This window comes from Intestinimonas butyriciproducens, from assembly GCF_016901775.1.
Taxonomy (GTDB): domain Bacteria; phylum Bacillota; class Clostridia; order Oscillospirales; family Butyricicoccaceae; genus Pseudobutyricicoccus.
In genome coordinates this window covers 234,441-256,564 of record NZ_JACJKW010000001.1, presented here as the reverse complement: position 1 = coordinate 256,564, position 22,124 = coordinate 234,441, and the positions used below count along the sequence as shown (strand labels likewise).

19 protein-coding genes and 1 pseudogene are annotated in these 22,124 nt (G+C 55.5%); 11 read left to right on the top strand and 9 right to left on the bottom strand.

Annotation, left to right across the window (positions count from 1 at the left end; all coding sequences use genetic code 11):
* Window positions 1–339: 339 nt before the first annotated feature.
* The 7 genes from H6A25_RS01315 to H6A25_RS01285 form a co-directional block, all read right to left on the bottom strand.
* Window positions 340–1,302, bottom strand: coding sequence for an ABC transporter ATP-binding protein (locus H6A25_RS01315; RefSeq protein WP_204750205.1), 963 nt, complete (start codon window positions 1,300–1,302; stop codon window positions 340–342).
* A gap of 3 nt (window positions 1,303–1,305) precedes the next feature.
* A complete protein-coding gene (locus tag H6A25_RS01310; protein ID WP_204750204.1) occupies window positions 1,306–2,319 on the bottom strand; it encodes an ABC transporter ATP-binding protein in 1,014 nt (337 codons plus the stop codon).
* A 7-nt stretch (window positions 2,320–2,326) separates the two neighbouring features.
* Window positions 2,327–3,244, bottom strand: coding sequence for an ABC transporter permease (locus H6A25_RS01305; RefSeq protein WP_204750203.1), 918 nt, complete (start codon window positions 3,242–3,244; stop codon window positions 2,327–2,329).
* A 13-nt stretch (window positions 3,245–3,257) separates the two neighbouring features.
* Window positions 3,258–4,187, bottom strand: a complete 930-nt coding sequence (locus H6A25_RS01300) for an ABC transporter permease (protein WP_204750202.1) — start codon at window positions 4,185–4,187, stop codon at window positions 3,258–3,260.
* A 124-nt stretch (window positions 4,188–4,311) separates the two neighbouring features.
* Window positions 4,312–6,015: a peptide ABC transporter substrate-binding protein gene (locus tag H6A25_RS01295; protein ID WP_204750201.1), complete on the bottom strand. Its 1,704-nt coding sequence runs from the start codon at window positions 6,013–6,015 to the stop codon at window positions 4,312–4,314.
* A 208-nt stretch (window positions 6,016–6,223) separates the two neighbouring features.
* Window positions 6,224–7,153 carry a MurR/RpiR family transcriptional regulator gene (locus H6A25_RS01290; protein WP_204750200.1) on the bottom strand — a complete coding sequence of 310 codons (930 nt, stop codon included), beginning with the start codon at window positions 7,151–7,153 and terminating at the stop codon, window positions 6,224–6,226.
* 125 nt (window positions 7,154–7,278) lie between these two features.
* Window positions 7,279–8,736 (bottom strand): MATE family efflux transporter, encoded by a 1,458-nt coding sequence (locus H6A25_RS01285; RefSeq protein WP_204750199.1) that lies wholly within the window; start codon window positions 8,734–8,736, stop codon window positions 7,279–7,281.
* 503 nt (window positions 8,737–9,239) lie between these two features.
* Here H6A25_RS01285 and H6A25_RS01280 point away from each other — a divergent pair.
* From H6A25_RS01280 to H6A25_RS01230, 11 genes and pseudogenes are all read left to right on the top strand, one after another.
* Window positions 9,240–11,579, top strand: a complete 2,340-nt coding sequence (locus tag H6A25_RS01280; RefSeq protein ID WP_204750198.1) for an anaerobic ribonucleoside triphosphate reductase — start codon at window positions 9,240–9,242, stop codon at window positions 11,577–11,579.
* Window positions 11,580–11,667: 88 nt separating this feature from the next.
* A pseudogene (gene nrdD, locus H6A25_RS01275) lies at window positions 11,668–11,781 on the top strand (anaerobic ribonucleoside-triphosphate reductase); the annotation flags it as partial.
* Window positions 11,771–12,262, top strand: a complete 492-nt coding sequence (gene nrdG / locus H6A25_RS01270) for an anaerobic ribonucleoside-triphosphate reductase activating protein (protein WP_204750197.1) — start codon at window positions 11,771–11,773, stop codon at window positions 12,260–12,262. The pseudogene nrdD and the gene nrdG, both read left to right, overlap by 11 nt.
* 303 nt (window positions 12,263–12,565) lie before the next feature.
* Complete coding sequence (locus H6A25_RS01265) at window positions 12,566–12,922, top strand: arsenate reductase family protein (protein ID WP_204750196.1); 357 nt, start codon at window positions 12,566–12,568, stop codon at window positions 12,920–12,922.
* 6 nt (window positions 12,923–12,928) lie between these two features.
* Window positions 12,929–13,288: a YccF domain-containing protein gene (locus H6A25_RS01260; RefSeq protein ID WP_204750195.1), complete on the top strand. Its 360-nt coding sequence runs from the start codon at window positions 12,929–12,931 to the stop codon at window positions 13,286–13,288.
* Between the two features lie 9 nt (window positions 13,289–13,297).
* Window positions 13,298–13,849, top strand: a complete 552-nt coding sequence (gene thpR / locus H6A25_RS01255; protein WP_204750194.1) for an RNA 2',3'-cyclic phosphodiesterase — start codon at window positions 13,298–13,300, stop codon at window positions 13,847–13,849.
* Window positions 13,846–14,643, top strand: a complete 798-nt coding sequence (locus H6A25_RS01250) for a M55 family metallopeptidase (RefSeq protein WP_204750193.1) — start codon at window positions 13,846–13,848, stop codon at window positions 14,641–14,643. The genes thpR and H6A25_RS01250 overlap by 4 nt, the downstream gene beginning before the upstream one ends.
* A 27-nt stretch (window positions 14,644–14,670) precedes the next feature.
* The gene (locus H6A25_RS01245) at window positions 14,671–15,387 is read left to right on the top strand and encodes an NAD-dependent protein deacylase (RefSeq protein ID WP_204750192.1); all 717 of its coding nucleotides are present in this window, start codon (window positions 14,671–14,673) and stop codon (window positions 15,385–15,387) included.
* Between the two features lie 382 nt (window positions 15,388–15,769).
* Window positions 15,770–16,171 (top strand): alpha-isopropylmalate synthase regulatory domain-containing protein, encoded by a 402-nt coding sequence (locus H6A25_RS01240; protein ID WP_204750191.1) that lies wholly within the window; start codon window positions 15,770–15,772, stop codon window positions 16,169–16,171.
* A gap of 114 nt (window positions 16,172–16,285) precedes the next feature.
* The gene (locus H6A25_RS01235; RefSeq protein ID WP_204750190.1) at window positions 16,286–17,164 is read left to right on the top strand and encodes a hypothetical protein; all 879 of its coding nucleotides are present in this window, start codon (window positions 16,286–16,288) and stop codon (window positions 17,162–17,164) included.
* 153 nt (window positions 17,165–17,317) lie between these two features.
* On the top strand, window positions 17,318–18,301 hold the full coding sequence (locus H6A25_RS01230) for an ornithine cyclodeaminase family protein (protein WP_204750189.1): 984 nt from the start codon (window positions 17,318–17,320) through the stop codon (window positions 18,299–18,301).
* A gap of 285 nt (window positions 18,302–18,586) precedes the next feature.
* Here the strand turns inward: H6A25_RS01230 and H6A25_RS01225 are convergent, their stop codons facing one another.
* A complete protein-coding gene (locus H6A25_RS01225; RefSeq protein WP_204750188.1) occupies window positions 18,587–19,846 on the bottom strand; it encodes a M16 family metallopeptidase in 1,260 nt (419 codons plus the stop codon).
* Window positions 19,847–19,962: 116 nt separating this feature from the next.
* Complete coding sequence (locus H6A25_RS01220; RefSeq protein ID WP_243423120.1) at window positions 19,963–22,110, bottom strand: polyribonucleotide nucleotidyltransferase; 2,148 nt, start codon at window positions 22,108–22,110, stop codon at window positions 19,963–19,965.
* Window positions 22,111–22,124: the final 14 nt, after the last annotated feature.

Genomic DNA, 22,124 nt, shown 5'->3' with positions numbered 1-22,124 from the left:
ACGCCAATGCGGCATGGTATATTGGCCATGTTTTCGGTTGTCCCGGAAGCGGGACGAGAAAACGGCCGCAAAAATCCGGTATAATAACCGCTTTGCGGTTATTATACCATAGCTGCAAGTCCATACAGACTTGCCACGCCAAAACAAAGCGTAAAATCGGCTTTGCCGATTTTGGCTATGGTGTAACATCAACAGCAGTCGTTTTGCTCACAAAACGACTGAATACATAGTATCCTGCCGCATAGATGCGGCAACTGTTGATATTATAACACAGCTTTTCACTGGATGGGAGAAATACAAACAAAAAAGGCGCCCATTCAGGCACCTTTTTTGTTTTGCTTACACATTACGCCAATGATGACAGGCTACGAAATGGCCGGGAGCCGCTTCTTCCCAGGCCGGAATCTCCTGGGCGCATTTGTCGGTGGCATAGGCGCACCGGGGGCGGAACTTGCAGCCCGAAGGAGGATCGATGGGGCTGGGCACCTCTCCTTCCAAGGGAATCCGTTTCCGGGTCTTTTCCGCATCGGGATCGGCCTCCGGAATGGCGGAAATCAAAGCCTTGGTGTAGGGATGCAGCGGCTGGCCGAAAATAGCCTGGCTGCTGCCCAGTTCCACCATACTGCCCAGGTACATGATACCCACCCGGTCGGAAATGTGACGCACCACCGACAGGTCATGGGAGATGAACAGATAGGTGAGGTGGTTTTCCTTCTGCAATTTGATCAGCAGGTTGATGATCTGTGCCTGGATGGACACATCCAAAGCGGAAATGGGCTCATCGCAGACGATGAACTCCGGCTCCACCGCCAAGGCCCGGGCAATACCAATGCGCTGGCGTTGGCCGCCGGACAGCTCATGGGCAAACCGGTTGGCATAATCTTCGGTCAGGCCCACCTTGCCCAACAACTCATTGACCTTCTCCTGCTTTTCTTGGTTGGTCATATGGTTGTGTACCGTCATGCCTTCCGAGATGATCTCGGCAATGGTCATACGGGGGTCCAGGGAAGAATAGGGATCCTGGAAGATCATCTGAGCCCGTTTTTTGAAATTCAGCAAAGCCTTTCCTTTGATATTGGAAACTTCCTGTCCATCGAAGAAAATCTGCCCCGATGTCTGAGGATAAAGCTTCAAAATCGTACGGCCGCAGGTGGTCTTGCCGCAGCCGGACTCGCCCACAAGTCCCAGTGTTTCGCCTTTGGCAATGGTGAGGGATACATTGTCCACCGCTTTCAGCGTGCGTTTTTTGCCCGCAGGGAAATACTTGCAGAGGTTTTTGACTTCGATCAAATTCTCACTCATGCTTTAAACCTCTCTTTCATAGAAGGATTTCACCTTGGGGGCGTCGGGATGCTGGAGCCAGCAGGACAGCCTGTGGGTGTCGGTCAAAACGGTCTCCGGTGGCATCTGCTCTTTGCAGATGGGCATACAGAACTCGCACCGTGCTGCAAAGGGACAATGCTCCAAAGGCAGGATCAGATCAGGAGGTGTGCCCTGCAGAGTATAGAGCTCCTGTTTGCTCTCCTTGGCCAGCTTGGGAACCGAGCTGAGCAAAGCCCAGGTATAGGGATGCTTGGCTTCATAGAAAATCTCCCGGGCTGTACCCCGTTCCACCACCTGGCCGGCGTACATCACCTGGATGCGATCGGCAAAATTGGCCACCACACCCAGGTCATGGGTAACCAGAATGATGGCTGTATTCAATTTTTCCTTCAGTTCCCGCAGCAGATCGATGATCTGGGCCTGAATGGTCACATCCAGAGCGGTGGTAGGTTCATCGGCAATCAGCAGATGAGGCTGACAGGCCAGGGCAATGGCGATCATTACCCGCTGACGCATACCGCCGGACATCTGATGGGGATAATCCTTGATTCTCCGTTCCGCATCGGGAATTTTAACCATTTCCAGCATATGAATGGCTTCCTTGGTGGCCTCTTCTTTGGAAAGGCCGCGGTGCAGCCGGAGTGTCTCAATGATCTGCTTGCCGCAGGTCATGGTGGGGTTGAGGGAGGTCATAGGGTCCTGGAAGATCATGCTCACATCATTGCCGCGATAATTGCGCAGCTCTTTTCCGTCCATTTTCAAAACGTCTTTTCCGGAAAAGATGATCTGGGACCCTTCTTTGATCACGGCCTGTCCTTTGGGGAGAAGCCGCATAATGGCTTTGGCCGTAACGGTTTTACCGCAGCCTGACTCTCCTACAAAGCACAGTGTTTCACCTTGGTTGATATGAAAGCTTACATCTCGCACAGCCCGCACTTCACCGGCATAGGTGTTAAAAGAGACCTGGAGGTCTTTTACTTCAAGAATTTTTTCCATATAGCGCCTACTTTCTCAGACGGGGATCCAGAGCATCCCGCAAACCGTCGCCCATCATCGTGAAGGCCAGCATAGTGATGGCGATCATCACAGCGGGGAAGAACAGCTGGAAGGGATAAAATTGGAATTGTGTCTGGGCGCTGGAAGCCAGAGCGCCCCAGGAAGTGTTGGGGGACTGAACGCCCAGGCCGATATAGCTCAGGAAGGCTTCCGAGAAAATATAGTTGGGAATGGCAAAGGTAATGGAAACGATGATTACGCTCAGGGTGTTGGGGATCATATGCCGTACAATGATCCGCAGCGGCTTGACGCCCAGGGCCTGAGCGGCCAGCACAAACTCCTGACTTTTCAGCTGAAGCATCTGGCCGCGAACCAGACGGGCTGTTCCGCACCAACCGGTAACCGTCATGGCCAAAATCAATGTGAAAAGTCCCTTGCTTTGGAATGTGATGGAGAACAAAATGACCACGATCAAGTAGGGAATACTGATAATGACTTCCACAATACGCATCATCACCGTATCCACTTTTCCGCCAAAATAAGCGGAAATTCCGCCGTAAAGGCAGCCTACAGTGGCCGAGATCAACGCACCCAGGAAACCGATGATCAGCGAAACCCGGCCGCCTTGCCACACTCTGGCAAACAGGTCACGCCCCAGGCTGTCGGTGCCGAACCAGTGCTCTGCAGAAGGAGATGCATTGCGGGAGGTGGGATCCACATCCTCATAGGAATATCCGCTGATGGCCGGGCCGAAAATCACAAAAAACGCCAAAACAACCAGCATGATCAGCGCAACAATGGCCAGCTTGTTTTTCCGGAAACGACGCCATACATCCTTCAGGTAACCTACCTGTGGACGGGCGATCCGCTCCGCGCCGGGCTCTACGCCGATGATCTCAAATTTTTCTTTAGGGATCGTTTGCATATTAAGCCCTCCTTTACTTTGCTTCCGAAATGCGGATCCGCGGATCGACCAACATATAGACAAAGTCCACAACAAGCTGCATCACCACAAACAGCGCGGCGTAGAACACCGTGGTTCCCATGGTCATGGTGTAGTCGTTGTTGTTGATGGAGCTGATGTAGTAGAAGCCGATGCCAGGGATGGTGAACATCTTTTCCACGATAAAAGCACCGGTAAAGATGCCAACGATCCGTCCGGAAAGAATCGTCACGGCCGGCAGCAGCGAGTTGCGCAGCACATGGCGGCGGACGATCTGTCCTTCGCTAAGCCCTTTGGAACGGGCGGTAAGGATATAATCCTGATCCAGCACATCCAGCATGCTGGACTTGATATAACGGGCATAGGTGGCAATCGTGCTGAAGCTGAGCACAATCACAGGCATAATCAAATGCTTGGGTTCGCCCCAACCGGAGGAAGGGAGCCAGCCAAGTTTGATGGAGAAAAAATACTGCATCAACGACACCAGCACAAACACCGGAATCGTAATGCCCATAATGGCAATGACCATCACCACATAATCCGGCCATTGATTCTTTTTCAAAGCCGCTATAATACCCAGGCAAACACCTATCAGCAGGCCGATCACCAACGCAATGCCGCCTACAAGACCGGAGACCGGAGATGTGGCTGAAATCGTAGCGCTGACCGAACGGCCAGGATACAGCAAGCTCTCACCCAGGTCACCCTGGAGCATATTTTTGATATAGATCAAATACTGCTCTACCAACGGTTTATCCAAACCGTACTTTGCATAGTAATTCGCCTTGGTTTGTTCCGGCAGTTCTCGGGCCATGCCGCCCAGAGGATCACCGGGGATGCTGCGCATCATGAAGAAAGTGACGGTGGCCACAATCAGCAGCGTCAGCAGCATATACAGGATGCGCTTGAGCACATAGCGTGTCAATCAAGACCCCTCCAATCATTTGGAAAATATCCGGGAAAGAAACGGGGGGCAACGCTCCAGGCGCTGCCCCCCGTTTTGCGTCACACAGTGATTTGATTTTCAACTAGCTCGCTGTGAACGGCCCTTACTTCTCGATGTAGATGTACTTGGAACCGGTGTTGGTAAAGCCCAGATCGCTGTATCCCTTCACATAGGGCTGGAAGAAGCGCTGCACCTGGTTGGTAGCCATGGGGGACACCACACATTCCTCGTTGATGAGGATCTGCTCGGCTTTGATATATTCCTGCATCCGGGTCTCTTCGTCCATTTCAGCCGTGGCAGCATTGAGGATGGAATCATATTCCTCGTTGGCCCAGCCGGTATTGATGGCGGTGGATCCGGTGAGCAGCAGGCTCAGGGTATCGTAGGGATCGTTGTAATAAGCGCCCCAGCCCATGAAGCCGGCCTGATAATCGCCGCTCTGCACATTGGAGTTAAAGATGCCCCATTCATTGAAGCTGGTTTCGATTTCCACACCCAGTTCGGTCTTAAAGACCTGCTGGAGATATTCGCCGATGTTGCGGGTCAGGGTATTGGTGGAGCCAAAGGAGAATGTCACATCCAGAGTGGAAGGATCATCGCCCAATCCCAGCTCCTGCATGCCCTGGAGCAGCAGATCCTTGGGGGTCTTGCCCTCGGCCGCCAGCTCTTCCTGCATAACCTTAATGTTATCGCCTGCAGTTTCACGGTAATTTGTTTCGCCCACGGTCATTGTGGGAACCACCCAACCATAAGTGGGAACACGCATGCCGTCATAGCAAACTTCGTTGAACTCTTCCCGGTCTACCGCCAGGGTAAAGGCTTTGCGGATATTTACATTGGAGAACAGTTCGTCTCTGATGTTGAAGAAGTTGAACGCCAGGTTGGCCGACAGATAAGGAGCATAGTTCTTATCCTGCCCCTGGAACATCTCCACATAATCCTTGGTGGTAACGGTAACCATATCCAACTGACCGCTGGAGAAGGCGTTATAATATGTAGTCTCGTCGGTCATGATGCTGTATGTGACCTTTTCCAGCTTGACGCTGTCCGCATCCCAGTAGTTCTCGTTCTTGCTCAGAACGATGGAATTGTTATGGGTCCAGGAATCCACCTTGAAGGGGCCGTTGCCGATGTAGGCTTCGGCTTCGGAACCAAACTGATCACCGTATTTTTCGATGATATCCTGCCGCTGGGGATAATACACAGTAGCGGGAAGCATTTCGATGAAGGTGGGCTTGGGAGCGCTCAGGGTGATTTCCAGAGTCTTTTCATCAATGGCCTTGACGCCCAGCTCGGAAACATCCATCTCACCTGCGGCGATGGCCGGGTAGTTGAGCAGGGGCTCCAGGAAGAAGCTGTTGGGGCAGCCAGTGTCCGGATCGGCACTGCGCTGCAGAGAATATACATACTGATCGGCGGTGACCGGTTCGCCATCCTGCCATTTCAGTCCATCCCGCAGATTGAAAGTCCAGACGGTGCCGTCTTCATTGCTTTCCCAGCTTTCTGCCTCGCCGGGACGCATTTCATATTCGGCATCTTCACCCTCACCGGTCTGGCACAGGCGAACCAGGCCTTCCATGGTGTCAATCATGATAGTGCTAGAGTAGGAATCCATGCGGCGGGAGATATCCAATGTGGAAGGTTCCGCCGAAATAAAGGTGTTATAAGACTGTTCAGAACCCTCTTTCTCGCCTCCAGAACCACCAGGGGCACTGGGGTCATCGGTGATGGATGCACCGCCGCCGGAGCAAGCGGCCAGGGAGAAACACATGACCAGTGCCAGGAACAATGCCAGGTATCGTTTCATAAAATAGAACCTCCTTCTGTATTCCTCCGATTGTGCAGATGCTCCAATAGGAGGGTTCAAGTTATAGAATTATTGCAGTGTTTGCTATTATAAAAGTCAATAAAATAATAAAAAACTGTGAATTTCACCTAAAAAATATGGGCAAAATTCACAGTTTTCCAATTTGCGGTATAAACTATCTATAAAATCAGTGTATATACTCTAATTATCAAAAAATTTTGGAGTTTCCGTGGGATCCTTTCATTTTTTTGGTAAAGACCTGGGAAAACTCCTGAGGAGAACAAAATTTACTGGTGTGCCGGGCGCTTTTTTCGATATTCAGCGCCGCGGAAAGCAGGTGGGCCAGCACCAGAAGCCCGCCGGGAGAATTGAGAAACAGCCTGCTGGAAGCAGGGGCTGTGAGCACCAGATCCCCAAAAGGCGCCACGGGAGACTGCTCCTTGGAGTCTGTCAGGGCCAAAATACGGCACCGTCTCTGCCGGGCAAACTCACACACTTTTGTGGTCATCACATAATAATCCGGCAAAGAAATGGGCACCAGCAATGTGCCCCCTTTCAGCAAGGGGAGGGCCGACTGCACGCTGTCATTCAGCTCGGTGTTCATCACAATGGATGGAAGCCCCATAGTGGCCAGGCGCATGGACAGAAAGTCGGCAATCTGCAGGGACACGCCCCGGGCGCAAAACACCGTGCAGTCGGCATCCAGCATCATCTCCGCCCCCTGAAACAGGGAAGGAATATCGATATGAGCAAACAGCAGCTTGAGAAGATCAAACTCTTCCTGACACACCTGATACAGCAGATTCTGTTTGTCATCCAGCTCGTATTCCGGTACACTGGCATTAAGATATTCATTCTGACGCTGCACTTCGATCTTGTTTCTCTCGTTGATGTACTTGCGAAACTCATATTTCAGCTCATTGTAATTCCCATATCCCAGCGCGGTACAGTAATTTAAAATGGTCATCTCCGAAACCTGAGTCCGGCCGGACAGATTTTTCATGGTCATAAAGGACATGGAATCCGGGTTTTCCAGCATATAATCGGCCAATACCCTTTGCTTCCTGGTCATATCCCCATATTTTTCCTGGATCCGTTCGATCACATTCATGGCGTTGCCCTCTTTTCTTTGCAGCATCCAAAAGGAGCATCCCGCCCACCTTTGTCACAGCTTATTATAGTAATACACTATTTTGCTCTATTCGTCCAGAGGATTTACCAAAAACACAAAAAAAGCCCTCCGGAAAACCGGAGGGCCTTTGCTCAGATGCGTATTTTTTTCCACTTGCCGGAAACAAACCGGAGCCAGACCAGCAGAGAACGAAGAAGCTGATCGGCTGCCAAAGCAACCCAAGCGCCATAAAGGCCCAGGCTCGTCAGATTGATGAGCAGGATCGCCAGGCCAGGCCGTACAAACAGCACGGTAATGGCAGTGATCACAGCGGTAGCACGGGTATCTCCGGCCCCTCGCAATGCACCGGCCAGAATAAACTGACTGGACTGGAAAGGCTGAATCAACGCTACAAACATCAGGATCTTGGCGCCCGTTTCCACGATCTGGGGATCGTCATTGTACAGCCCCACAATGGTTCTGCCGAAGAGAATAAAGCTGGCCATGATGAACAGGGACACGCACATGCCCAGACGCCGGGTCCGGGAGGTGTAATATTCCGCCATATCGGGCCGCTTTTTTCCCAGGCTCTGACCCATAAGGGAAGTGGCCGACACAGCGAAGGCCTGGCCATTCATAAAAGACAGCGCCTGAATGTTCATACATACCTGATGTGTGGCAAAGGCCACCGTGCCCAGACCAGCCACGGTACGGGAATAGATGATCATACCGGTACGCATGACCAACTGCTCGATCATAGCGGGAATGCCCACATTGAAAATGGAGAACATGGCCTCTTTCTGAGGCTTGAATCCCCGGGGGAAATCATGGATGGACAGGTGAACATAATTCCGGTGGCCCATCACCGAAGCAAAGGCCAGAACCATAGCCACCGCCTGGCCGATGACAGTGGCCAAAGACGCACCGGCCACTTCCATACGGGGGAAACCAAAATTGCCGTAGATCAGCAAATAGTTGAAGATCACATTGACCACATTGGCCGCCAGATTGTACATCATGGCGGTGCGGCTGTTGCCGGCGCCCCGCAGGGATGCGGTGATGGTACTGGTGAGGGCCACGGTGACGATGCCCAATGCCTGGATCTGCAGATAGATGGTACCGTCGGCCAGAGTGGATGCCTCGGCCGCGCCCATAAACTTCACCAGCGGCTCTGCAAACAGAAACACCAGCACGCCGCCGATCAGCGACAGCACCAGAGTCAGCAGCAAGGCCTGACGCAGGATCAGGTTGGCTTTGTTCTGCTGGGAAGCGCCTTTGTACCGGGCCACCAGGGCAGTAGCGCCCACATTCATGGCCTGGAACATGGTCATCATCAAAAATTTGGGCTGAGTGGTCAGCCCCACGCCGGCGATGGCGGCAGCTCCCAATTTGCCCACCATCATCAGGTCCACCATAGAGGCCAGCTGAGTCAGCGTCAGCTCGATGAAGGAGGGCCAGGCGATGCGTACCACATCCCGGTACATCATCTTGGAAGTGACCCCTTCCGGCAGCTTTTCGGTGGTCTTTCGTGCGGCCACCATGTGTTCGTCCCGGCCCGGTTCCACAAGGTCCAGAGCCAGGGAGGGCTGGACAGAAGATTTCGTTTTCATAAGACCGTCGCGCAGTGCGCGGCTGCCATCACTCCCCTTTCTCCGCATTTCTTTGTAAATAGTATATTACAATTCAACTACCCTGTCCAGCCGAGGGGCAAAAAAAGTTTAGTCACTAAACAGACTCCGTTTTCACACCCCATGGTATACCATGGGGAAAAATTTACTTTTTGTAAAAAGAGTCTTCCAGATAATACCTTGCACAAATTTTGGCCTTATTTTTCTCCGAATTTTTATCCCGTCTCTCAAACCCTTGCAGCTGCAAGGCTCCCATGGGGGAAGGTCGCCAGAACGGGCCACCGGACAGGGGCTTGACTGAAAAATCCCCCTTGCATTTTTCCAGGGGGTGAATTACTATATATACAGTTTGAAACGATTATCATCACTATATATAGTATGGCAAAACGACGGCACACAAGAACAAGGGCGCTGCCCCGAATGGGCCGCCGCTGGGGAGCAGGGGGGATGCCTTCCCTGCTTCCGCCATGCAAAGGAGGTTTTTTATGGCTGCTTCCAAACGGCTGCCGGTGCGGGTAAGCGCCGCTTCCTGGGCCGGACCGGTATCCATCCGCAAACGCAGCGGAGATGTGGTGCCCTTTGATCCCAGCAAGATCCGGGAGGCCATCCGCAAATCCAATGTGTCCGTGCGGGAAGAATCCCTTCCCTCCGCTGCCCTGGATGAGCTGACCCGCCGGGTGACCCGCTCCATTCCCCAGGGCCAGATCCCCGGAGTGGAACAGGTTCAGGATCTGGTGGAGGAGACCCTTATCAAAGCCGGTTATGCCAAAACGGCCAAAGCTTACATCCTCTATCGGGCGGAACACGCCAAAATCCGTCAGTCGGAAACCGACCTGATGGAGATCTATAAAGAACTGACCTTCTCCTATGCCGCCGACGCCGACATCAAGCGGGAAAACGCCAACATCGACGCCGATACCGCCATGGGAACCATGCTGAAATACGGCTCCGAGGGGGCCAAATATTTTGTGGACAACTACATCCTTCCCCGGGATGTGGCCGCCGCGCACATCAACGGCGACATCCACATCCACGACAAGGACTTCTATATGCTCACCGAAACCTGCTGCCAGATCGATCTGCTGAAGCTGTTCAAAAACGGCTTTTCCACCGGTCACGGCTATCTGCGGGAGCCGGCCAGCATCCAAAGCTATTCCGCTCTGGGCTGCATCGCCATCCAGGCCAACCAGAATGAAATGCACGGCGGCCAGTCGGTGCCCAACTTCGACTATGCCATGGCTCCCGGTGTGGCCAAAACCTTCCGCAAGGAATATTTCAAGGCACTGGGACAATATCTCAATGCCTTCTGCTCCCTGGAATACGGTCAGGGACAGGCTCTGGTTCAGAATGCCAAAGCACAGGTGGGGGAGGATGTGTCCATGGGCCAGCCCCAGCTCTACGGCGAACAGCTGGTGCCCTGGCTGACCCAGCAAGCGCTGCCCCAGGGCGGTACTCTCACCGCTGCACAGGCCCAGAAGGCCCATGATATGGCCACCCAGACCGCCATGGCGGAAACCGACCGGGCCACCTATCAAGCCATGGAAGCTCTGGTGCACAACCTGAACACCATGAACTCCCGGGCCGGGGCCCAGGTTCCCTTCAGCTCGGTGAACTACGGCACCGACACCTCCCCCGAAGGGCGGATGGTGATCCGCAATCTGCTTTTGGCCACCGATGCCGGTCTGGGCAATGGGGAGACTCCCATTTTCCCGGTACAAATCTTCAAAGTAAAAGAGGGAATCAACTACAACTCCCAGGACCCCAACTACGATCTGTTCCAGCTGGCCATCCGCACATCGGCCAAGCGGCTGTTCCCCAATTTCAGCTTCCTGGATGCCCCCTTTAACCTGCAATACTACAAGGAAGGGGATTATAACAGCGAAGTGGCCTATATGGGCTGCCGCACCCGGGTGATGGGCAATGTGCATGATCCGGAGCGGGAAATCACCTGCGGCCGGGGCAACCTGAGCTTTACCTCCATCAATCTGCCCCGCCTGGGTATCGAAGCCCACGGGGATCTGGACCGCTTTTATGAGATGCTGGATGAGAAGATCGACCTGGTCATCCGCCAGCTGCTTCACCGCTTCAAGATCCAGGCCGCCAAAAAAAGCCGCAATTACCCCTTCCTCATGGGACAGGGTGTGTGGATCGACAGCGACAACCTGGATGTGGACGAGCCTGTGGGTGAGATCCTCAAGCACGGCACCCTCAGCGTGGGCTTTATCGGCCTGGCCGAAACCCTGGTGGCCCTCACCGGCAAACATCACGGCCAGAGCCCGGAAAGCCAGAAGCTGGGCCTGGAGATCATCAGCCACATGCGCCGGCGGATGGATGAGGAATCCCAAAAGACCGGCCTGAACTTCACCCTGTTGGCCACTCCGGCCGAAGGGCTTTCCGGCCGCTTCCTCCGCATCGACCAGAAGATCTATGGCAAGCTTCCGGGAATCACCGACCGGGACTATTACACCAACTCCTTCCACATCCCTGTGTATTTCCCCATCCGGGCCTTTGACAAGATCCGGCTGGAAGCTCCCTATCACGCCCTGACCAACGCCGGCCACATCAGCTATGTGGAGCTGGACGGGGATGTGTGCAAAAACCCCAAGGCCTTTGAGGCGGTAATCCGCTGCATGAAGGAGGCCGGTGTGGGTTATGGCTCGGTGAATCATCCGGTGGACCGGGATCCGGTGTGCGGCTATACCGGCGTCATCGACGAGGTTTGTCCCCGCTGCGGCCGGAGAGAAGGGGAAGGCGTGTCCATCGAAAAACTCCGGGAGCTGCGGAAGAAATTCCCCGGTATGCCGAATTTTTACGGCTTGGAATAATTAAATAATAAATTTCACTTTGTATAGAAAGGAAGTCTGCATCATGACCGAAGGAAAACTGACACAGAAAGAGGCCTGCGTAGGCCAGGGCGTGAAATTTGAGCGGATCCGCCGGATCACCGGTTATCTGGTGGGCACCACCGACCGCTTTAACAACGCCAAGCGGGCGGAGGAAAAGGACCGGATCAAGCATGGCGTCTAAAGAGCTGCGGCTCAGCGGCATTGTGGAGGAATCCATTGTGGACGGGGAGGGCATCCGCTTTGTGGTCTTTACCCAAGGCTGCCCCCACCACTGTCCTGGCTGCCACAATCCCCAGACCCATCCTTTTGAAGGGGGATTTTTGGGGGATACTCCCGATCTGCTGCGGCGGATGGGAGAAAATCCCCTGCTGCAAGGCCTGACCATCTCCGGTGGGGAGCCATTCTGCCAGCCGGAAGCTCTTCTCCCTCTGGCCCGCGGGGCCAGGGAACAGGGGAAGGATGTGACCATCTATTCGGGCTACACCCTGGAACAGCTTCTGGAAATGGCCAAAGACCGTCCGGCCATTGGGGATTTGCTCCACGCCTGCGATATTCTGGTGGACGGTCCCTATGTGGAAGCGCTGCGGGATCTGACCCTGTCCTTCCGGGGCAGCTCCAACCAACGCATTCTGGTTTTAAAAGAGGTTCTGCCTCCCCAATGAAAAAAGCCCTGCATACCAGGGCTTACACATGTGGAAAAAGTGGCTATGCCACTTTTTCGAGTTTTTGCAAGGGGCTGCGTGCAGCCCACCGGCCACACTGGCCCCTTGAGAAGTGCAAAAAGCCACCCACAGGTCGTGACTTTTTGCAGATTGATTCGGGATAGGGCAAAAGCTCCTTCCTGCCTATGTCGTTTTCAACAACAAAAAAGCCCTGCATACCAGGGCTTTTTTGTTGCCCCTTTTCTGGAATAGGGGTACAATAGGGGCATACAAATCCGCCATCTGTTTCACAAGGAGGAATTTATGGTATTCATCTGTTATAACAAATGCAGCACCTGCAAAAAAGCGCAGGCCTTTTTGGACAGCCACGGTCTTTCTTATGAATCCCGGCCCATCAAGGAGCAGAACCCCACTGCCCAGGAGCTGGAGAAGTGGCATAAACAAAGCGGCCTGCCTTTGAAAAAATTCTTCAACACCAGCGGCCAGCTCTATCAGAAAATGGGGCTGAAGGACAAGCTGGGGGAAATGGAGGAAAAGGCCCAATATGATCTGCTGGCCCAGGATGGCATGCTGGTCAAGCGGCCCATCCTGCTTCTGGACAACGGCCGGGTCCTTCTGGGGTTCAAAGAAGGGGAATGGGCCGCCGCTTTGGAGGGATAACAGGCTATGGGCTGTTTGGGCAATCTGCTGTGGCTCTGCCTGGGCGGCTGGTCGCTAGGCCTTTCCTGGCTGCTGGCCGGCGTGCTGTGGTGCATCACCATTGTGGGCATCCCCATCGGCCTGCAATGCTTTAAATTTGCCGGGCTGGCTCTGTTTCCCTTTGGCAAGGAAGTGGTCTACGGAGGCGGCGCCGTATCCTTTTTGTTCAATCTGGTATGGCTCATCGTCAGCGGCCTGCCCTTGGCCCTGGTATCCGTGGGAGCCGGCCTGCTCTATTGCATCACCATTATCGGCATTCCTTTCGGGCTCCAGTGCTTCAAGCTGGCTCAACTGGCTCTGATGCCCTTTGGGGCCCGGGTGAAATAAGGAGGGGCTATGCGTCTGTTTATCGCCCTGCCGGTGACAAGGCGCTGCCGGGAACAGATCTGGGGTCTTTCCCAGCGGCTGCAAAAACGGGACCCGCTGGCCCGATGGGAAAGACCGGAAAAATTCCATCTGACTTTGGCCTTTCTGGGAGAGCAGCCCGATGAAAAGGCCGCCTGTCAGGCCCTTTCCAGGGTGGAAGGCCGAGAATTTGCTCTCACCTTTTCCCACCTGGGACGATTTCCCGGGGAAAAAGGAGATGTGATCTTCCTGCGTCCGCAGCCAAGCCATCCCCTCATGGAAATACAAAAACGGTTGGCTCAGCAGCTGGAGCAAGAGGGCATCTTTTTGGAAAAACGGCCCTTTTCCCCTCACATCACCCTTCTGCGTCGGGGGAAAAAGGAAACAGCCTGGGAGCGCCTTCCCCTGTCTCCCTTGGTTCTCCCTGTGCGGACGATTTCTCTCATGGAATCCATCCCGTCCCCTGGCGGCACCAGCTACCGCATCCTGCATCAGATCCATTTGGAAGAAATGCATACCAATCGAAAGGAGCGATCCATATGAAAGTATTCATCAGCGCCGACATCGAAGGCATAGCCACCACTCTTTCCCACGAGGATTGCCGCCCCGGCAATCCCAACTATCCCTACCACTGCGACGAAATGACAAAAGAAGTGCTGGCAGCCTGTGAAGGGGCCATGGAGGCGGGAGCCGACGAGATCGTCATCAAAGACGCCCACGGCCCAGCCTGCAACATCGACAGCAAAGTCCTGCCGCCCTGCGCCCAGATCATCAAAGGCTGGTCGGGGCATCCCTTCCTGATGGTGGAGGGGCTGGACAAGAGCTTTGACGCCGCCTTGTTCGTGGGTTATCATGGCGCCGCTTCCCGGGAGGGCAATCCCATGTCCCACACCGTCAGCGGACGGGCGGCCTACATCAAGCTCAACGGCCGGATTTGCAGCGAATTTATGATGTTCAGCCTGTGCGCCGCCAGCCTGGGCGTGCCCACTGTCTACCTTTCCGGGGACCAGCAGCTGTGCGAAGATTCCCAGGATCTCCACCCCTGCCTGGTGACTACGGCAGTCAAGGCCGGTGTGGGCGGTGCGCTGCGCTGCCTGGCTCCTCAGAAGGCCCAGCAGCTCATCCGGGCCGATGTGAAGCGTGCCCTCTCCCAGCCTTTTCAGGGGAAAGTTTCCGCTCTTCCGGAGCATTTTACCGTAGAAGTGTGCTACAAAGACCACAATCTGGCGGCCAAAAACGCTTTTTATCCTGGCGCACAGCGTTTGGATGACTGCACCATCTCCTTTGAAACCGATGATTATTTTGAAGTGATGCGCTTCTTCCGGTTTGTTCTTTAAATCCTCTTGCGAAAGGAGTCCTGGTTCATGGACAAGATACAACAGCTGCAGCAGTTTGTGGACGAAAGCAGCTATATCGTCTTTTTTGGCGGCGCCGGCGTCTCCACCGAAAGCGGCATCCCCGATTTTCGCAGCACCGACGGACTCTATCATATGAAATACCACTATCCCCCGGAGCAGATCATCAGCCGCAGTTTTTTCGAAAAGGATCCGGAGGAATTTTACCGGTTTTACCGGGATAAGATGCTCTGGCCGGAGGCCCAGCCCAACCCGGCCCACGAAAAGCTGGCCCAGCTGGAACAGGAGGGAAAGCTGAAAGCGGTGATCACCCAGAACATCGACGGACTGCATCAGATGGCAGGCAGCCGCCGGGTGCTGGAGCTTCACGGCACGGTACACCGGAATTACTGCCAGAAATGCGGCAGACTTTTCGGCATGAGCGATATCCTGCGCAGCGAAGGCGTTCCCCTCTGTCCCTGCGGGGGCGTGATCAAGCCCGATGTGGTGCTCTATGAAGAAAGTCTGGATACCCGCATTCTTACCCAGGCGGTGGAAGAGATCGCCCGGGCCGATCTGCTGATCGTGGCAGGCACTTCTCTGGTTGTCTATCCTGCCGCAGGACTGCTGGACTATTTCAACGGCCGGCACCTGGTGCTCATCAACCGCACCGAAACCGGCCGGGAGGGACGAGCCAGCCTGTTTATCCAGGACAGTGTGGGAAAAGTTCTTTCCCTCCTGCACTGAAGCTGCTTTTTTGGCAGAAATCGCCCTTGACAACCAGAGAAAAATGGTTTAATCTTGTAAGAAACCAACCCAAATGCATTGACTGGGGGAAAAGAAGCCCGCCTGGCCTGCAGAGAGCTGTCGGATGGTGCAAGACAGCGGCAGAAGGCTTTTCTAACTGACCCATGAGCAGCAAGCCCAACGGCATTTTGCCCAGTAAGCGCGCCGGAAGCCCACCGTTATCAGGGCACGGGGTGATGGCCCCGACCGAGTGGGCCCTTTGGCCAACAAGAGTGGTACCGCGGGATTGCACCTGATTCCGTCTCTTGCATCTTTTTGCAGGAGACGGTTTTTTATTGGTTTGCCTCCCCTGCCAGTTTTCATCGAAAGAGGAGAAGGAAAAATGGATCTGATCAAAAAAACCCGGGACGAAAATTGGGAAGAAGAAGACTGGTGCAAAGACCGCTGGATGCTTCAGGGCTATGTGGTCAACTCCGGCTCCCATATTTCGGCAACTGCCAATGTGAGCCTGTGCTACAATGGAGATGGCATGGAGACGGTGGCCTTCGGCATCGGTCCCATCGAGGCAGCCTTTCACGCCATTGAAAACATTGTACAGACCGGCGCCCAGCTGGTCAGTTACAGCATCCGCTCGATGAGCCGGGGCATGGACGCCCAAGGCCAGGTGGAGGTGCAGCTGGAGCATGATGGAAACACCATCACCGGCGTGGGCCTGAGCACCGACATCATCGAAGCCAGTATCAAAGCCTATCTGGACGGCGTCAATCAGATTCTGGCAAAGTAACCAAAGCGGGAGGCAAGCCTCCCGCTTTTTTGTAGGGCCCGGGCCTTGTACCAGGCTGCAAATGGGGGTACAATGGGAAAAGATTTCCCTGAAAAGGAACAGAGGGAGGACACAATGGAAAAAGGGAGAACAAAGAAACCGCTTCCCACCAGGCGGACCATGATCGTGGCCTTTGTGCTGACGGCGCTGTTTGCCGCCATGGCCATGCCCCCTCTGGCGGTGCATTTCAGCGAAAAGCGAGGAAGCATCCAGGTGGAAGGCACGGTGGTGGACATGGAACGCAGCCGCTCGCTGCGTCAGAACAAAAACGGAGGATACTACAACTCCTACGACCAGTTCCCGGTATATGAATTTACCTATGGCGGGGAAGAACTGCGCCTGACTGGCGACGCCCGGGGGGATGTGGAAATCGGAGAAACCCGCTCCCTTTATTATTGGCCGGAAACCGGTCTTGTGATCGCCAAAGGCGATGCCCGGCGTCTGGTGCTGTCGGGGGTCATGGGTCTGGCCGCCTGCTGCGCCTTTGTCATCGGTACACGGGCAGCATGGATGCGGCGGGACATGGAAAAAGGCAAATCCCACCAGGCCAAAGGACGGATTTTCCGCATTCTGATCCTGACCGGTGTGGTATGCATGGTTTTTGTCATTCTGCTGGTGGCTACCGAACTTCGCTATATCTGGACCGGTGTGCAGGTGCGGGCCCAGGTCCAATACCCCGATGGAGACGGCCGTGGCGCCAGCGTCACTTTCCAGTGGAAAGACAAGGAAAAGGGCGTCCATGCGGTGACCTCGCCCTTCTCCTTGCTGCCCAACAGCTATTACCGGGGTGACAAATTGATTATCTACTACAACACCGGCTGGCAGCAAGGGCATATCCCGGCCAACCGGGGCCTTGTGTGGACCGGTGCACTGGGCGGAAGCGCCATGGGGATGATCACCCTGTCCTGGGGCATCTGGGGCCTGACCCGGCAGAAGCGCCGGCAAAAAAGCTGAATGTCCCGCACCGCACACAGCCTCTTGTAAAAACCGGAATATTGGCTTTTGCCCCTTTGAGGGCACATTCAAAAGGCGGCCTTGCGGCCGCCTTTTTTTCGTTTTATAATAGGACTATCATAAAAATCATCCAAAGGAAAGAGGGGGACCGCCATGAACCAGACTCTGATCATCGGAAAAAAAGACGCAGAAGAACTTCTCACCATGGAAGCCTGCATCTGTGCCATGGAGGAAACATTCCGGGACATTTCTGCCGGAAAAACCGCTATGCTTCAGCGGAGCATGATGCCTCAGAAAAAGGGAAATATGTTTGCTCTCATGGCATCGGACAACCAGCAGCAGGAAATCTGCGGCGTCAAGACCATTGTCTTTCCCGGCGCCGAGGCCAAGAAAAACGGCACCAGTCAGGGAATTATCCCCTTGTTTGACAGCGTTACCGGCGCTCTTCTGGCCATTGTGGACGCCGAGCACATTACTGCGCTGCGCACCGCCGCAGCCAGCGCCGCGGCCACCCGTGTGCTGGCCCGGGAGGGCAGCTGTGACCTGGGACTGCTGGGCGCCGGGCGCATTGGCCGGATGCATATCCAGGCCATATCCCAGGTGCGCCCCATCCGCCGTGTCTTCGTTTGGAACCGCACTCCCGCCGGTGGAGAAGCCTGCTGCAAATGGGCAGAAGAGCAGCTGGGGCTCACGGCCGTCCTGTGCAAAACTCCTCATGAAGCCGTAGAACAGGCGGATATTCTCTGCACCGTTACCCAGGCCAAGGAACCGCTGGTGAAAGGAGAATGGATCAAAAAAGGCGCCCACATCAACGCCGTAGGCGCCTGCGCCCCCACAGCCCGGGAGGTGGACAGCCGCACCGTCTGCCGCTCGGCCATCTACCTGGATCAGCGCCAGGCCGCTTTGCGGGACGGCGGAGATCTGGTGATCCCTCTGGAAAAAGGGGAGCTTTCCATGGACAACATCCGGGGCGAAGTGGGCCAGGTGCTTCTGGGCACCGTGCCCGGCCGGCAAAGTCCGGAAGAAATCACCTTTTTTGAATCGGTGGGCATTGCTGTGGAAGACCTGTCCGCCGCCCACCTTATTTACCGGCTGGCCCTGGAAAAAGGAAGGGGCACCATGGTGGAAATCGGCTGATCTGTTGATCAAAATCCGACCTGTACAGAAAATCCGCCGCTTGCTATTCAAGCGGCGGATTCAGACTATCGCAAAACAGATCCAGCTGGAGCGAAACCTGTTTCCTCCCCCTCATCAATCCGCAAAAATCCGCGACCTGCGGGTGGCTTTTTGCACCTTGCAAGGGGCCAGTGTGGCCGAATGGCTGCACACAGCCCCTTGCAAAAACCCGAAAAAGTGGCCTAAGCCACTTTTTCGGAACACTCACCCCGCCGCTTGCTATGCAAACGGCGGGGTTCTCTTTTTTCAGCAAAGGGCGGCGCGGATAACGGCCTGGTATTCCTCCTGGGAGGAAACCTTGCCCACAGCGGAGAAGGAGGCATTGGGCAGCTTAAACAGCTCTTGAGCCAACTGATGGACTCCATCCCGGGTGACGGCATCGTAGCCGCGGATGATGTCCTCGGCGCTGAGGGGATGGCCATAAAGGAACTCGCCCCGGGCGTTGGCATTCATCCGGCTGTTCATGCTTTCCAGGCTCATAAGAGCCGAGCTCTTCAGCTGCTCCACCGAACGCCGCACCTCTTCCTCTGTGGGGCCTTCCTGGGCAAAGGCCCGCACTTCCTGGCCGATCAGCTCCAGAGCCTGCATTTCGGTACTGCGGCCCAAAGCGGTATAGACGCCGAAATAGCCGGTGTCCCGATGAGCCGAAGAGAAGGAGTAAATGGTATAACACAGACCCTTCTGCTCCCGCACCCGCTGGAACAGGCGGGAGGACATTCCGCCGCCCAGGATGTTGCTGAGCACCTGCATCCGGTAACGGTCCGGGCTTCCGGCGGCAATGCCGGGGAAGGCCAGGCACAGATGGTTCTGCTCAATGTCCTTGGTCTTGGTGGTAAAGGAGGGCTGATAGACGGCCTGAGGCGCTGTCAGCGGCTCTCCCCCGGGCATCTTTTCAAACCGGCGGGCGATCTGGTCGATGTCGTTCATGGTAAAGCTGCCGGCTACCGACACCACGGTATTGGCGGCAGAATAACGGCTGCTGCAATAATCCCGCAGGGTATCTCCCTGAATCTTCTCCAGGGTCTCCCGGGTGCCCAGAATGGGACGGCCCAGGGAAGAGCCCTTGTAAATGGCAGAGGACAGCCGCTCGATCACCAGATCGTCGGGGGTGTCTTCATACATGCCGATCTCTTCCAGAATGACGCCCCGCTCCAGATCGGTCTCCTGCCGGCCGAACCGGGAGTGGAAATACATATCGCACAGAAGATCGGCGGCTTCCTGGATGTGGGTATCCAGCACCCGGGCATAATAGCAGGTGTTTTCTTTTGTAGTAAAGGCATTGACCTGGCCGCCAATGGCGTCAAAGGCGGTGGCCAGCTGGGCCGCTGTGCGGCTTTCGGTGCCTTTGAACAGCATATGCTCGATGTAGTGGGAAATGCCTCCCAGCTCTTCCGGCTCATGACGGGAGCCGCTTTCCACCCAAACGCCCAGGGCGCAAGAGCGCACCGAGGGAACCTGCTCATAAAGAATACGCACGCCGTTGGGCAAAGTGATTTTTTCGATCATAGTCACACCTCAAACGCAAAAATCTGCGGCCCTGCCGCGTAAAAGGCGGGGCGGGCCATGAGACCCGCCCCGTTTCCCGGAGCTTTGTCTGGCTCCGTAACAGTATTTTTTCTTTTTTACCGGATATGTTCGCCGGGCTTGGCACCGCCCCGGGCGTTGATCTCAGCAATGGCATCCTTGCGGGACAGGTTGATCCGGCCCTTGTCGTCGATCTCCACCACCTTGACCCAGGTCATGTCGCCGATATTCAGCACATCTTCCACCTTCTCCACCCGGCGGTTGTCCAGCTTGGAAATGTGGATCAGTCCATCCTTACCGGGGGCGATTTCCACAAAGGCGCCAAAGCTCATGATGCGCACCACTTTGCCATAGAAGATGTCGCCGATCTCCGGGTCCTTGACAATGGCCAGGATGGTCTTCTTGGCAGCGTCGCAGTCGGCGGCATTGATAGCGGCAATACACACCGAGCCGTCGTCCTCGATGTCGATCTTGGTGTTGGTGTCGGCGGTGATCTTCTGGATCACAGAGCCGCCCTTGCCGATGACATCGCGGATCTTCTCAGGATCAATGGTGAAGCGCACCATCTTGGGAGCATAGGCAGACAGCTCAGGACGGGGAGCGGGGATGCAGGGGAGCATCACCTCGTTGAGGATCTCCATCCGGGCCACGCGAGTCTTTTCAAAGGCTTCTTCGATGATCTCCATGGTCAGGCCATCGCACTTGATGTCCACCTGGATAGCGGTGATACCCTTCTCGGTGCCAGCCACCTTGAAGTCCATGTCGCCGAAGAAGTCTTCGATGCCCTGGATGTCGGTGAAGGTGATATGGCGGTCGCCTTCCACCACAAGGCCGCAGGAAATGCCGGCCACAGGGGCCTTGATGGGCACACCGGCATCCATCAGCGCCAGAGTGGAGCCGCAGACGCTGCCCTGGGAAGTGGAACCGTTGGAAGAGAGCACTTCAGAGACCAGACGGAAGGAATAGGGGAACTCTTCCACAGAGGGGATGACGCATTCCAGTGCACGCTCGGCCAGAGCGCCGTGGCCGATCTCCCGGCGGCCGGGGGAACGGGAGGGCTTGGCCTCACCCACAGAATAGCCGGGGAAGTTGTACTGATGCATATAGCGCTTTTCGGTTTCTTCGTAGATGGTGTCCAGCTCCTGAGCATCCCGGAGAGTGCCCAGGGTACAGGTGGTCAGAACCTGGGTCTGGCCGCGGGTGAACAGGCCCGAGCCATGGACCCGGGGCAGCAGGCCCACTTCGGCGGCCAGGGGACGCACCTCGGTGAGGCTGCGGCCGTCCACACGCTTCTGCTCATCCAGCAGCATGCGGCGCACCACATACTTCTGCAGCTTGTACATACACTCGCCGAAGAGCTTTTCGCTGTCGGGATATTTCTCGCCGAACTTCTCGATCACTTCGTCGGTGAGGGCGTCGATGGCCTTGTCCCGCACGGTTTTGTCCACGGCCAGAATCGCTTCCCGCACCTGAGCCTCGGCGTAATTCTTCACATCTTCGTACATCTCAGCGGGCACGGTGATGTGTTCAAAATCAAACTTCTCTTTGCCGATCTCCTTCTTGATGCCGTCGATGAAGGCCACCAGCTTCTTGATTTCATCGTGGGCAATGGCGATGGCCCGGAGCATCTGGTCGTCGGGGAACTGATCGGCGCCAGCCTCGATCATAACCACTTTGTCGGCAGTGCCGGCCACGGTCACATTCAGCTGGCTCTTCTGCCGCTGCTCGGAGTTGGGGCACACCACATAAGCGCCGTTGACATAGCCCATGTTGACGCCGCCGATGGGGCCGCCCCAGGGAATGTCGGAAATGGACAGGGCAATGGAGGTGCCGATCATGGCGGCGATCTCCGGCAGGTTGTCGTGATCCACGCTCATAACGGTGCAGCTGATGACCACATCATTGCGCATATCCGAGGGGAAGAGGGGACGGATGGGCCGGTCGATCAGGCGGGAAGCCAGGATGGCCCGCTCGGAAGGACGGCCTTCCCGGCGCATGAAGCTGCCGGGGATGCGGCCCACGGCATACAGTTTTTCTTCAAAGTCCACAGACAGGGGGAAGAAATCGATGCCGTCCCGGGGCTTCTTGGAAGCAGTGGCATTGACCAGCACGCAGGTATCGCCCCAGCGCACCATGCAGGAAGCGTTGGACAGGCCGGCCAGTTTGCCGGTCTCCGCCACCAGAGGCCGGCCGGCCAGGGTGGTTTCAAATCTTCTTTCGTTGGGGAATTCCATCTTGGTAATCATAAAAAAGGTTCCTC

Coding starts and splice junctions, on each gene's coding strand:
- H6A25_RS01315 (WP_204750205.1), bottom strand. CDS start 1,302: ATGAGTGAGAATTTGATCGAAGTCAAAAACCTCTGCAAGTATTTCCCT.
- H6A25_RS01310 (WP_204750204.1), bottom strand. CDS start 2,319: ATGGAAAAAATTCTTGAAGTAAAAGACCTCCAGGTCTCTTTTAACACC.
- H6A25_RS01305 (WP_204750203.1), bottom strand. CDS start 3,244: ATGCAAACGATCCCTAAAGAAAAATTTGAGATCATCGGCGTAGAGCCC.
- H6A25_RS01295 (WP_204750201.1), bottom strand. CDS start 6,015: ATGAAACGATACCTGGCATTGTTCCTGGCACTGGTCATGTGTTTCTCC.
- H6A25_RS01290 (WP_204750200.1), bottom strand. CDS start 7,153: ATGCTGCAAAGAAAAGAGGGCAACGCCATGAATGTGATCGAACGGATC.
- H6A25_RS01285 (WP_204750199.1), bottom strand. CDS start 8,736: ATGAAAACGAAATCTTCTGTCCAGCCCTCCCTGGCTCTGGACCTTGTG.
- H6A25_RS01280 (WP_204750198.1), top strand. CDS start 9,240: ATGGCTGCTTCCAAACGGCTGCCGGTGCGGGTAAGCGCCGCTTCCTGG.
- nrdG (WP_204750197.1), top strand. CDS start 11,771: ATGGCGTCTAAAGAGCTGCGGCTCAGCGGCATTGTGGAGGAATCCATT.
- H6A25_RS01265 (WP_204750196.1), top strand. CDS start 12,566: ATGGTATTCATCTGTTATAACAAATGCAGCACCTGCAAAAAAGCGCAG.
- H6A25_RS01260 (WP_204750195.1), top strand. CDS start 12,929: ATGGGCTGTTTGGGCAATCTGCTGTGGCTCTGCCTGGGCGGCTGGTCG.
- thpR (WP_204750194.1), top strand. CDS start 13,298: ATGCGTCTGTTTATCGCCCTGCCGGTGACAAGGCGCTGCCGGGAACAG.
- H6A25_RS01250 (WP_204750193.1), top strand. CDS start 13,846: ATGAAAGTATTCATCAGCGCCGACATCGAAGGCATAGCCACCACTCTT.
- H6A25_RS01245 (WP_204750192.1), top strand. CDS start 14,671: ATGGACAAGATACAACAGCTGCAGCAGTTTGTGGACGAAAGCAGCTAT.
- H6A25_RS01240 (WP_204750191.1), top strand. CDS start 15,770: ATGGATCTGATCAAAAAAACCCGGGACGAAAATTGGGAAGAAGAAGAC.
- H6A25_RS01235 (WP_204750190.1), top strand. CDS start 16,286: ATGGAAAAAGGGAGAACAAAGAAACCGCTTCCCACCAGGCGGACCATG.
- H6A25_RS01230 (WP_204750189.1), top strand. CDS start 17,318: ATGAACCAGACTCTGATCATCGGAAAAAAAGACGCAGAAGAACTTCTC.
- H6A25_RS01225 (WP_204750188.1), bottom strand. CDS start 19,846: ATGATCGAAAAAATCACTTTGCCCAACGGCGTGCGTATTCTTTATGAG.
- H6A25_RS01220 (WP_243423120.1), bottom strand. CDS start 22,110: ATGATTACCAAGATGGAATTCCCCAACGAAAGAAGATTTGAAACCACC.